Here is an 11,333-nt window from a genome sequence, read left to right as displayed (position 1 = left end):
TGCTGTCCGTTTTTACCCCGGCTTCCCCGAGATCAACGACACGGGGGCGGCGGTCCGCCCGCCTGTCCGCGCGGTCTGCGTGCCCCCTTACTCGGAGGCGGTACAGCGGCGCAGCTCCTCGGGGCTCGCGTTGCCCCCGGTGCACACGACGGCGATCCGGCCTCCGCGGAAGCGGTCGCCGACCGCGTGGGCTCCCGCCAGGGCCGCCGCGCCCGCCCCCTCGGCCACCGTCCCGGCCTCGGCCATCGCCCACCACTGGGCGCGGCGGATGTCCTCGTCCCCGACGAGCACGAAGTCGTCGAGCCGGTCGCGGAGCACCGACTGCGGGAGCGCGAATCCGCGCCCGGTCGCCAGCCCTTCAGCGCGGGTCCGGTTCGGGCGGGTCGTGCAGGCGCCCGCGCGCCAGGAGTCGTGCGCCGCCGGGGAGGCGTCGGACTGGACGCCGATGACGCGGCACCCCGGCGCCACCGCCGCCGCGGCGATGCAGGCCCCGGCCGCGCCGCTGCCCCCGCCCACCGGGACGATGACCGCGTCCAGGTCGGGGGCCTCCTCGAAGAGCTCCAGGTAGGCCGTGGCGACACCGGCGATGAGGTCCGGCTCGTCGCCGGGGCTCACCAGGCGGGCGCCCCGCTCGGCGGCGACGGCCTCGGCCCGGACCCGCGCCCCGTCCAGGTCGCTCCCGGCCTCGACCAGGTCGGCCCCGAGGGCGCGGACGGCCTCGGCCTTGACCGGGTTGGGGTCCTCCGGCACGACGACGGTGCACGGGGCGCCCGTGGCGCGGGCGGCGTAGGCGATCGACTGGGCGTGGTTGCCGGTGGAGTAGGTGACCACGCCGCGGGCGCGCTCGGCCTCGGTCATCCGGGACAGCAGGACGAGCCCGCCGCGGACCTTGAAGGCGCCGGTCGGCTGGAGGTTCTCGTGCTTGACGAGCACCCGCGCCCCCAGGCGGCGGTCGAGCGCGGGGTAGGAGCGCAGCGGGGTCGGGGCGAGGCGGCCCCGGAGGAGCCGCCGGGCGAGGAGGACGTCGGTGATGCCGGGGGCGGGCGCGCCGGTGGCGGCGCCGGACCCGGTGGCTGCGTGTGCGCTGGTCATGCCCTCCATCCTTGGCCGGGCCGTCCCATAGGACAAATGCCGGTTCCGAGTGGATCCATAGGGGAGGTCTATAGCGCCCGGTACCGTGGGCACGTGTTCGACGAGACCCGGCTGCGCGTCTTCGCCGCGATCGCCCGCGAGGGGTCGGTGACCGGTGCGGCGGCGGCGCTGCACTACGCCCAGCCCTCGGTCAGCCACCACCTGGCCCGCCTGGAGGCCGAGGCGGGGGTGGCGCTGGTGCGGCGCAGCGGGCGCGGGATCCGGCTCACCGATGCGGGCGCGGCGCTGGCGGTCCGGGCCGAGGAGATCCTGGGCCGCATCGACCAGGCCCGCGCCGAGCTGGCCGCGCACGCCGGACTGACGCGGGGGCGGGTACGGCTGCCCGCCTTCCCCTCCGCGCTGGCGGTGCTGGTGCCGCGTGCGGCGGCGCGGTTCGCCGAGCGGCACCCGGGGGTGGAGGCGGCCCTGGTCGAGGCCGAGCCGCCGGAGGCGCTGGCCGCGGTGCGCAGGGGCGAGGCGGACGCGGCGGTCGTCTTCCGCCACGAGGACGAGCCCCCGCCGGAGGGGTTCCACACGGTCCGGCTGATGGAGGACCCGGTCCACCTGGTGGTCCCGGAGGCGGCCCGGGGCCGCCGCCGGGGCCCACCGCGCCTGCGGGACTTCGCGGACGGCCGGTGGATCACCGGGTGCGAGCGATGCCGGGCGCAGCTGCTCCGGGCGTGCGCGGCCGAGGGCTTCGAGCCGGAGGTCGCCTACGCCACCGACGACTATGTGGCGGTGCAGGCGCTGGTGGCGGCGGGCCTGGGCGTGAGCACTCTGCCGGAGCTGGCCCTGCGCGCCCACCGGGGCGACGGCCTGCGCACGGAGCCGACGGGCGCGGTGCGCCTGGTGGAGGCGGTGACCTTCGGCGCACCCCCGCTCCCGGCCCCGGTGGAGGCGTTCCTGGAGGTGCTCGCCGAAACCGCGCGGACGCTCGATGGGCCCGCCCCCGACCAGCGGTAGCACGGCGCCGGTCCGGGGGCATGTGATCATGCATCGATGGACACACCAGCACCCTCCGCCCCCGTCGTCACCGTTGAGCCGGTCGGGGACGAGTCCCGTGACCTCGTCGAACGGCTCGGGCAGTTCGAGCGGCACGACATGTCCGAGTTCCGCGGGGGCGTCCCCGGCGAGGACGGCACCTTCCCCTTCCCGCGCCTGCCCCTGTTCTTCGACGAGCCCGAGCGCGAGGTCCTGCTGATCCGGGCGGACGGCGCGGTCGCCGGGTTCGCCCTCACCCGGCCCCTCCCCGACGGGTCGACCTCCATCGGGGCCTTCTTCATCCTGCGCGGCCTGCGGCGCGGACGGGTCGGCCTGCGGGCGGCGCTCGCCCTCCTGCGCCTGCGGCCGGGGCGCTGGTCGATCGCCTTCCAGGAGGACAACCCCGGCGCCGCACGCTTCTGGCGCCGCGTCGCCGACGCGGCGGCCGGAGACGCCTGGCGCGAGGAGCGCCGCGAGGTGCCCGGCCGCCCCGAACTGCCGCCGGACACCTGGATCCTGCTGGACACGGGGGACGGCCGCCCGGCGTCCTAGGTTCCGTCCCCGGTCCGGCGTCCCACCGCCGCCCTTCTCCCCGTCCGGCTCGGCCGTCCCGCGGCCCACCCGTGATGCGCGCCGCCACGGACCGATCACCGTAGGACCGTGCGGACCCATGGCGGAGGGGCGTCCGCGTCCGCATCCGGCCACCGGGGCACCGCGGTCCGGTTCACGGCGGGACGACCAGGGATCGACCATTCACGAAAAAGGTCCCCAGCCACCATCTTCCACGCATTGCGAATTCCTTTCTAAATGAGAGCGATTGAACTTAAAGATTGCAATAAATCCGCTTCGACCTGCATGGACACCGCAAGAGAAAGCATCTCGGCAATGTTTCTCCAGGAAAAGCCGCTAGGCCTCCCCAGCTCCGAACAATCCTTTTAGAGTCGGTCGCCGTGGACGGGGAGGCCCTTCTCCGCTCCACGTCCCCCACCCGAGGAATCGAGAAGAGGAGCCCCCGATGCCCTCACCGGAATCCCCCATCGGCCGGTCCGCCGTCGCGGTCGCCCTGTCCGGCGCGTGCCTCGCCCTCGCGGCCGCCGCACCGGCCTCCGCCGCCCCGGCGCCCTCCGCACCGGACCTGCCCGAGGCCGCCCCGGCGAAGGTCGTCCAGGTCCCCATGGAGGCGGCGAACATCGTCTCGGCCGCCCCCGACACCGACGGAGAAGGCGCCACCGCCCGGCTCGACAACGGGCAGAGCATCGAACTGACCGAGGAGGCCTACGACCACTGGACGGAGAACAAGGACGACGTCGCCACCAAGGACCTGGTCGTCGGCGACTGCGGATACTCCTTCCTGTGGCTGTTCAGCACCGGGAACCGCGGCTACATGGTCTGGACCGGCTTCCACGTCAACCAGAACGCCTGGTTCTACGGCTGGGAGTCGGCCGTGATCGGCGCCGGAGACACCCGGTACGAGCAGACCTTCGAGGACGGAGGGGTGCTGGACTCCCAGGACTGGAGCCAGGACTATTACGGCATGGTCCCGGCCACCGACCTGTACGACGGGATGGTCGACAACGGCTGGGCCTTCCTGTCGAACCTCCAGATCTGCACGGCCCTCGGGCCCAATGACACCCAATGGATCCAGTGACCTGCCGCCCGGCCTCCGGCCGCTCCCAGCGGCCGGAGTGCCACCGGCGGGCGCCCGCCCGCCGCCCCCCGCCCCCGACGGAAGCGCCGTGACGCCATGCGGATGCGCCCCTCCTCACCCGAGATCGCCTTGGACGCCCCGTGGAGCCTGAACTGGCTCTGGTTCGCCGAGCCGGGCCGCGGCGGCGCCGACTTCACACCCGAGCCCCGCGACCGGGACGCCCCGCCCCGGCCCGGGGAGGACCTCCACGAGGAGTGGCGCGCGTGGCGGAAGGACCTGTGGCGGGAGGCCGCCCGCGGCGGCGCCCGCATCCGGCACCGGCCGCCCGGCTCCGGCGGGGCCCCGGAGTCCGGCGCCCCCACCGGGTGCGACCCGCCGCACTTCTCCTCCCTGGGCGGCGGCCAGCGGCTCGCCGCGCATCTGCGCGCCGCCTGGCCGCCGTTCCGGACCTGGTGGGACGGCGGCGCCAAGCGGGCACTGGCCGAGCTGCTGATGGCCCCGGAGGTACGCGGCACCGCCGCGGAGGCCCGCCGCGCCCTGCCCGGCGGCCACCGCCTCACCGTGCACGCGGTCGCCCTCGCCGAAGCCCAGACCCTGGCCGAACGGCGCACCGAGGACGAACTGCACGCCGCCGTGTCGGCCGGGCTGCTCCGGGACGCCGACGGGTTCCGCACCTGGCTCGTGCGCACGGCCGAGTCGGTCGGCGGAGCGGCCTGACGCATCCCCGGGCCGCCCCGGCCTCAGCGCACGCGGCCGCGGCGGTTCAGCGCCTCCGGGTCGAGGACCACCAGGTCCGGGCCGTCCCTGCGGATCCAGCCCCGGCGGGAGAGGTCCACCAGCACCTGGTTGACCCGCTCCCGCGAGGCGCACACGTGCCGGGCCAGCTCCTCCTGGCGCAGGTCCAGGCGGAACCGCAGCCCCTCGGGGGTCGGCCGGCCGAACCGGGCGGCCTGCTCGGCCAGCGACCGCGCCACCCGCGTGGGCACGTCGGCGCCCAGCTGCACGTCCATCAGCGCGTTCATCCGCCGCACCCGGCCGATCAGCAGCTCCATCATCCGGAACGCCGCACACGGGTGCCGCTCCAGCCACCCCTCCAGGCCGCCCGGCTCCGGGCTGGCCGCCACCGTGGCGCACACGGCCGTCGCGGTCGCCTTCCGTCCGCCGCCGGTGAGCACCGTCAGTTCCCCGATCAGCTCTCCCGGCCCGGCCATCGCGTGCGGGATCTCGGACCCGCCGGGGCCGCGGTGGGTCATCTTCACCTTGCCCGACACCAGGAGGTAGACGCAGTCGCCCGGCTCCCCCTCGGTGTAGAGCCGGTCCCCGGCCCCGAACCCGCGCAGGCGGGCCGAGGCGAGGAAGTCGTCGGCGACCTCGGGCGGAAGCCCGGACAGCAGGGGCGAGGCGCACAGGCGCAGGCGGAGCGCCGCGGGGTCGTCGACGCGCGCGGAGGGGCGCCCCCGGGGCGGGGGCTGGGGCAGGTGCTGAGACGGGGGCGGGGTCGGCGGCGTGCGCGGCGGCGGGGTCGTCTGCGGCATCGTCGTCCTCCCCTGCAGGCCGAACGGACATTCCGCAGCATCCGCGCGGCCCCGTGCCCTGTCAAGGGCACCGGCACGGCAGTCGGCGGGACCCCGTGGGGACCCCGCCGGGCCCGCCTCCGCCGCTCCGCTAGGTTCTGTCCGGAGTTCCCCCTACCCCGGCATCTCAGACGTTGATCTCGACGAAAGTGCTGTCATTCCGGCGGATTTGGCAGCACTTTCGTCGAGATCAACGACGAGGGGGCGCCCGCTCGGCGGGACACCGCCTCCGCCGCCCCGTCAGCCCTCCTCGGGCCCGAACACGGCCTCGTACAGCAGCTCCACGGGGTGCAGGGCCGTGCGGCCGGTGCCGTGGGAGATCTGCTGGCGGCAGGACACCCCGGTCGCGCACACCCGCGCATCCGGGGCCGCCCGGACCGCGGGGAACAGGCGCTGCCCGCCGATGGCCATGGACAGGTCGTAGTGCTCGGCCTCGAAGCCGAAGGATCCGGCCATTCCGCAGCACCCCGCGTCCAGCTCCTCGACCCCGGCGCCGGGCAAGTGGCGGAGCAGCCGCATGGTGCCCGCGGTGCCGGTGACCGCCTTCTGGTGGCAGTGCCCGTGGAAGAGGACCCGACGCCCGTCCCCGTCGCCCGGCACGGTCAGCCGCCCCTCGTCCAGCGCGTCGGCCAGCAGGTCGTCGACCAGGCGGGCCTGCCGGGCGACGGTGGCGGCGCGCTCGTCGCCCCGCAGCAGGTCCGGGTGTTCATCCATCAGCGTCGTCACGCAGGAGGGCTCGCACCCGACGATGTACGCCCCGCGTTCCGCGTCCGGCGCGAGCGCCTCCACCAGGCGGGTGACGTCCTTGCGCGCACCGTCCAACAGCCCCTTGGAGATCTTGGAGCGTCCGCAGCACACCCCCGTCTCCAGGCGGACGCTCCATCCCGCGCGCTCCAGGAGGCGGATCGCCTTGATGCCGATGTGCGGCTCGGTGTACCCGGTGAAGGAGTCGGCGAGGAAGACGACCTCCCCCATCGGTGCGCCCCCTCCCCCTGCGGGCGCCCGGCGGCGGTACCGGCGCGCCAGGTCGCTGGAGTGGAACACCGGCAGCGGGCGCCGGCGGTCGATGCCGACGACACGCTCCATGAGCGCGCGCAGCGGCGCGATGCGTCCGGGGATGTTGGACAGCGGCGCCGTGCGGGAGCCCAGCCGGTTGAGGGTGCGGATCGCCCCGAAGACGCGCGCGCGGAGGGGGACGCCGTTCTCCTCGTAGTGGGCGGACAGCGCCTCGCTCTTGAAGGTCGCCATGTCCACCGACATCGGGCACTCGCTCTTGCAGGCCTTGCACTCCAGGCACAGGTCGAGGACCTCCTGCACCCGCTCCTCGGCCAGCGCCGCGCGCGGGTCGGCCTCGGACAGCGCCTTGACCAGCGCGTTGGCCCGCCCTCGGGTGGAGTGCTCCTCCTCGCGTGTGGCCATGAAGGACGGGCACATGACCCCGCCGGACGTGTGCGGCCTGCGGCACGCCCCGATCCGCCCGCACCGGTCGGCGGCGGCGCGCATGCCGCCCTCCGCGGCGAAATCGAAGTGCGTGCGCAGCGGCGGCGCGACCGGCAGCCGCGGGGTGCGCAGGTTCTCCGTCATCGGCGGTACGTCCACGACCTTGCCCGGGTTGAGCACCCCGTCGGGGTCGAAGACCCGCTTGACCTCCCGCATCGCCGCGTACACGCGGTCGCCGAAGATCCTGCGGTTGAACTCGCCCCGGGCCAGCCCGTCGCCGTGCTCGCTGGAGTTGACGCCCCCGTAGGACAGGGCCAGCTCCATCACCTCCTCGGCGACGGCCCGCATGGTGGCGACCTGGCCGGGCCGGGACAGGTCCATGAACGGCCGCACGTGCAGGCACCCGGCCGAGGCGTGCCCGTAGAAGCCGGCCCGGAGCCCGTGCCGGTCCAGGATCTCCGCGAAGCGCGCGGTGTACTCGGCCAGGTGCTCGGGCGGCACGGCGGTGTCCTCGACGAAGGCCAGCGACCGCTCGTTCGGGCCGCCCGCCGCCATGAGCAGGCCGAGCCCGGCCTTGCGCAGCGCCCGGAACGGCGCCTGCTCGGCGTCGGTGGCCGCGCGCGGGGCCGCATAGCCGCGCCCGGCCTTGCGCCACAGGCCGCGCAGCCGCTCGGCGGCGGCGGCCGCCTCTCCGGCGTCCTCGGCGTAGAACTCGGCGAAGAGCAGGGCCCGCGGCTCGCCCTCCAGGCGCCGCACCAGGTGGCCGTGCTCGGGCGAGCGCCGGGCCAGGTCGAGGATGAAGCCGTCGACCAGCTCGATGGCCGAGGCGCCGGCCTCCATCGCCTCCTCGGTGGCGCCGATGGCCTCGGCGGTGGAGGCGAAGTGCCCGACCACCATGGCGGTGGCGGCGGGCTTGGGCACCAGGCCGACCTCGGCCTCGGTGACCACGCACAGCGTGCCCTCCGAGCCGACGGTGAAGCGCGCCAGGTCGAATGGGCCCTCGGCCAGGCGGTCCAGGCGGTAGCCCCCGGCGCGCCGCCAGAACGTCGCCTCCTGCTCGGCCAGTGCGCCGCGGGCCTCCTCCAGGATGCGCGGCAGCTCCCGGTGGACGGCGCCGTCGACGCCGCCCGACGCGGCGCGCGCGGCGGTCTCCGCGGCGTCCTCGGCCCCCAGGTGCACGGAGGCGCCGTCGGACAGGACCGCGTTCAGCCCGTGCACGTGGTCGATGGTCATGCCGAAGGCGGCCGAGCGGGACCCGCAGGAGTTGTTGCCGATCATCCCGCCGAGCGTCGCCCGGTTGGCGGTGGAGGTGTCGGGGGCGAAGAAGAGGCCGTGCGGGGCGGCCGCGCGGTTGAGCTCGTCCTGGACCAGGCCCGGCTGGACGCGGGCGCGCCCGGCTCCGGGGTCCAGCTCCAGTACCCGGTTCATGTGCCGGGAGAAGTCGAGCACCACGGCCTCGCCCACAGTCTGCCCGCAGTGGCTGGTGCCCGCGCCGCGGGGCAGCACCGCGGCGCCGTGCGCGCGGGCGGTGGCGACGGCGGCCTCCACGTCGGCGGCGTCGCGGGGGAAGACCACCCCCACCGGCGTGATCTGGTACATGCTCGCGTCGGTGGCGTAGATGTGCCGCGTGTAGGCGTCGAAGCGCACCTCCCCGCCGACCGCGCCGCGCATCGCCCGCTCCAGCTCCCTGCGGGCGCCGCGCTCGGGCGCGGCTCCCTCCGGCTTCACCTCGGTCACGCCGGTCCTCCCCTTCGCTCGGTGCTCCCGGCCGCTACCGCGGGACCTTAGAAACCTCCGGATTCCGGCAACAAGAGTTCGCCATGCGGAATGTGGAAGATTCCACACGCACCTTGACCCTGTGACGCACGCCACAAAGACTGCCGCTCACCCCCTTTCCGACACCCCTGAGAGGAGAGGTGATGGCCGTGCCGAGCGGACGGCATTTCCTCCAGATCCCCGGTCCCACCAACGTCCCCGACCGGGTCCTGCACGCGATCGCCCGCCCCGTCATCGACCACCGGGGGCCGGAGTTCGCCGACCTGGGCGCGGCCGCGCTCGGGGCCCTCAAGTCGGTCGTGCGCACCCGCGCCGACCTGGTGATCTACCCGGCCTCGGGAACCGGCGCCTGGGAGGCCGCCCTGGTCAACACGCTCAGCCCCGGAGACCGGGTGCTGATGTTCGAGACCGGGCACTTCAGCACCCTGTGGGCGCGCATGGCCCGGAGCCTGGGCCTGGAGCCCGAGGTCGTGCCCGGCGACTGGCGCAGCGGAGCCGACCCTGCGGCCCTGGAGGAGCGCCTCTCCCGCGACACCGGTCACGCCATCGCCGCCGTCGCGGTGGTGCACAACGAGACCTCCACCGGGGTGACCAGCCGGATCCCCGAGATCCGCGCCGCGATGGACCGGGCCGGCCACCCCGCGCTGCTGCTGGTGGACACCATCTCCTCACTGGGCTCGGTCGAGTACGAGCACGACGCGTGGGGCGTGGACGTCACCGTCGGCTGCTCGCAGAAGGGCCTCATGCTGCCCCCGGGCCTGTCCTTCAACGCGATCGGAGCCAAGGCGCTGGAGGCCTCCGCCGCCGGCGGGATGCCCCGCTCCTACTGGGACTGGGCGCCGATGCTGGAGGCCGGGGAGTCGGGGTACTTCCCCTACACCCCGCCCACCAACCTGCTCTACGGCCTCGTGGAGGCGGTGGGCATGCTGCACGAGGAGGGCCTGGAGCGGGTCTTCGCCCGCCACCGCCGGCACGCCGAGGCCACCAGGGCGGCCGTGCGCGCCTGGGGCCTGGAGGTGCTGTGCCGGGTGCCCGAGGAGTACAGCCCGGTGCTCACCGCCGTCCTCATGCCCGAGGACAAGGGGGCCGACGCCTTCCGCGCCGCGGTGCTGGAGCGCTTCGACATGTCCCTGGGCGCGGGCCTGGGGCGGCTGTCCGACCGGGTGTTCCGCATCGGCCACCTCGGCGACCTCAACGACCTGACCCTGCTCGGGGCCCTGGGCGGGATCGAGGCGGGGCTGCGGCTGGCCGGGGTGCCCCACGAGCCCGGCGGGGCGGACGCCGCCGCCCGCGTGCTCGCCGACGCGCCGCCGCGGTGAGGACGGGCCATGGACGACGCCGTCACCACCAGCCCCGTCGTGGCCTTCACCGGCTTCGCGGCCGTGATCGCCCTGCTGCTCTTCCTCATCGCCAAGGCCCGCTGGCACGTGTTCGCCGCCCTGCTGGTGCCGATCGCGCTGCTGGCCTTCGCCCCCACCGTGGACCGGGCGGCCTTCATCGCGGCCTTCGAGACCGGGTTCGGCGACACGGTCGGGTCCATCGCGGTGGTCATCGTGCTGGGCACGCTCATCGCCGAGGCGCTGCGGGCCAGCGGCGCCGTGGAGCGCATCACCCGCTCGATGATCCGCGTGGTGGGCGGCAGGCACGTGCCGCTGGCCCTGACGCTGGCCGGGTTCGTTGTGGGCCTGGCCGTCTTCTCCGACGTCGCCTACGTCATCCTCAACCCGCTGGTGCACGTCGCGGCCCTGGAGGCGGGCACCGGCATGGCGGTCATGGCCACCGGCCTGGTGGGGTCGATCCAGCTGACCCACGCGATCGTGCCGCCGACCCCGGGGCCGCTGGCCGCCGCGGCGGTCCTGGAGGCCGACCTGGGCACGGTGATCGCGGCCGGATCGGTGGCGACCCTGTTCGGCTCGGTGATGGGGTGGGTCTACGCCCGCATCGTCGGCCCGCGGGTGGACGCGGCCCCGTCCGAGGAGTACCGGGGGCGGTCCGGGGACGGGCGCGGCCTGCCGCCGCTGGGCTGGTCCTACGCCCCGATCCTGGTGCCGCTGGTGCTGATCGCCGGGCGCAGCGTCGCCGACTTCACCCTGGAGGAGGGGTCGGCCCTGCACGGCGTCGCGTCCCTGCTGGGGTGGCCGGTGGTCGCCATGGGCGCCGGTGTGGTCGTCTCCTACGTGCTGGCCTGGCGCTCGGGCGCCGTCGAGGACCCCGAGGACCTGCGCCAGGGCTGGGTGGAGAACGCGCTGCGCGGATCGGCGATGATCATCGTGGTCACCGGGCTGGGCGGGGCGCTCAGCGAACTGCTGCAGGCCACCCCGGCGGTGGACATCATCGCCGAGGCCACCCTGGGCGCCGGGGTGCCCACCCTGCTGCTGCCGTTCGTCCTGGGCGTGCTGGCCAACCTGATCACCGGCTCGTCCACCGTCGGAGTGATCACGGCCTCGTCGCTGACCGCGCCGATGCTCGGCGCCCTGGGGCTGTCCGCCGAGGCGGCGGTCCTGGCCGCGGGGTGCGGGTCCGTCGTCGTCAAACACGTCAACGCCAGCTACTTCTGGGTCTGCACCTCCCTGTCGGAGCTGAACCTGCGCCAGGCGCTCACCTGCTACTCGGGGGTGACCCTGGTCGGAGGGACCACCTCGATGGCGGCCGTCGCCGCCATGTGGGGCGCCGGGCTGATCTGAGAACGCACGCGGACAGGCGGGTGCGCCCTGCGCCGCTGCTCCCTCGTTGATCTCGGGAGAAACGACGCTACCGGGCCGCTTTTAGGGGCGCTTTTCCCG

The 11,333-nt window shown here is 74.9% G+C and carries 9 protein-coding genes; 6 read left to right on the top strand and 3 right to left on the bottom strand.

Going from position 1 to position 11,333, the window contains the following annotated elements; all coding sequences use genetic code 11:
- Nucleotides 1-87: 87 nt before the first annotated feature.
- Nucleotides 88-1,092, bottom strand: a complete 1,005-nt coding sequence (locus tag O4J56_RS31080; protein ID WP_270690742.1) for a threonine ammonia-lyase — start codon at nucleotides 1,090-1,092, stop codon at nucleotides 88-90.
- A gap of 93 nt (nucleotides 1,093-1,185) precedes the next feature.
- Between O4J56_RS31080 and O4J56_RS31075 the strand changes: the two genes are divergently transcribed.
- The 4 genes from O4J56_RS31075 (at nucleotide 1,186) to O4J56_RS31060 (ending at nucleotide 4,477) form a co-directional block, all read left to right on the top strand.
- Complete coding sequence (locus O4J56_RS31075) at nucleotides 1,186-2,094, top strand: LysR family transcriptional regulator (protein ID WP_270690741.1); 909 nt, start codon at nucleotides 1,186-1,188, stop codon at nucleotides 2,092-2,094.
- A 36-nt stretch (nucleotides 2,095-2,130) separates the two neighbouring features.
- On the top strand, nucleotides 2,131-2,664 hold the full coding sequence (locus tag O4J56_RS31070; RefSeq protein ID WP_270690740.1) for a GNAT family N-acetyltransferase: 534 nt from the start codon (nucleotides 2,131-2,133) through the stop codon (nucleotides 2,662-2,664).
- A 463-nt stretch (nucleotides 2,665-3,127) separates the two neighbouring features.
- Nucleotides 3,128-3,760, top strand: coding sequence for a hypothetical protein (locus tag O4J56_RS31065; protein ID WP_270690739.1), 633 nt, complete (start codon nucleotides 3,128-3,130; stop codon nucleotides 3,758-3,760).
- Between the two features lie 96 nt (nucleotides 3,761-3,856).
- The gene (locus tag O4J56_RS31060; protein WP_270690738.1) at nucleotides 3,857-4,477 is read left to right on the top strand and encodes a hypothetical protein; all 621 of its coding nucleotides are present in this window, start codon (nucleotides 3,857-3,859) and stop codon (nucleotides 4,475-4,477) included.
- Between the two features lie 23 nt (nucleotides 4,478-4,500).
- On the opposite strand, the gene O4J56_RS31055 is transcribed toward O4J56_RS31060, so the two are convergent.
- Nucleotides 4,501-5,295, bottom strand: coding sequence for a Crp/Fnr family transcriptional regulator (locus O4J56_RS31055; protein ID WP_270690737.1), 795 nt, complete (start codon nucleotides 5,293-5,295; stop codon nucleotides 4,501-4,503).
- 279 nt (nucleotides 5,296-5,574) lie between these two features.
- Complete coding sequence (locus O4J56_RS31050; protein WP_270690736.1) at nucleotides 5,575-8,511, bottom strand: FAD-binding and (Fe-S)-binding domain-containing protein; 2,937 nt, start codon at nucleotides 8,509-8,511, stop codon at nucleotides 5,575-5,577.
- A 182-nt stretch (nucleotides 8,512-8,693) separates the two neighbouring features.
- Between O4J56_RS31050 and O4J56_RS31045 the strand changes: the two genes are divergently transcribed.
- Complete coding sequence (locus O4J56_RS31045) at nucleotides 8,694-9,869, top strand: pyridoxal-phosphate-dependent aminotransferase family protein (RefSeq protein WP_270690735.1); 1,176 nt, start codon at nucleotides 8,694-8,696, stop codon at nucleotides 9,867-9,869.
- 9 nt (nucleotides 9,870-9,878) lie between these two features.
- Nucleotides 9,879-11,234: a GntP family permease gene (locus O4J56_RS31040; RefSeq protein ID WP_270690734.1), complete on the top strand. Its 1,356-nt coding sequence runs from the start codon at nucleotides 9,879-9,881 to the stop codon at nucleotides 11,232-11,234.
- Nucleotides 11,235-11,333 lie beyond the last annotated feature (99 nt).

The sequence above is a fragment of the Nocardiopsis endophytica genome (assembly GCF_027706725.1).
Classification (GTDB): Bacteria; Actinomycetota; Actinomycetes; order Streptosporangiales; family Streptosporangiaceae; genus Nocardiopsis_A; species Nocardiopsis_A endophytica.
Note: the sequence above shows the minus strand (reverse complement) of the source record. Positions and strands in the feature narration are given on the sequence as shown.

What these genes read in the sequence shown, in the direction of transcription:
- O4J56_RS31040 (WP_270690734.1), top strand. Translation starts at nt 9,879, where the DNA reads ATGGACGACGCCGTCACCACCAGCCCCGTCGTGGCCTTCACCGGCTTC.
- O4J56_RS31070 (WP_270690740.1), top strand. Translation starts at nt 2,131, where the DNA reads ATGGACACACCAGCACCCTCCGCCCCCGTCGTCACCGTTGAGCCGGTC.
- O4J56_RS31055 (WP_270690737.1), bottom strand. Translation starts at nt 5,295, where the DNA reads ATGCCGCAGACGACCCCGCCGCCGCGCACGCCGCCGACCCCGCCCCCG.
- O4J56_RS31060 (WP_270690738.1), top strand. Translation starts at nt 3,857, where the DNA reads ATGCGGATGCGCCCCTCCTCACCCGAGATCGCCTTGGACGCCCCGTGG.
- O4J56_RS31065 (WP_270690739.1), top strand. Translation starts at nt 3,128, where the DNA reads ATGCCCTCACCGGAATCCCCCATCGGCCGGTCCGCCGTCGCGGTCGCC.
- O4J56_RS31080 (WP_270690742.1), bottom strand. Translation starts at nt 1,092, where the DNA reads ATGACCAGCGCACACGCAGCCACCGGGTCCGGCGCCGCCACCGGCGCG.
- O4J56_RS31045 (WP_270690735.1), top strand. Translation starts at nt 8,694, where the DNA reads ATGGCCGTGCCGAGCGGACGGCATTTCCTCCAGATCCCCGGTCCCACC.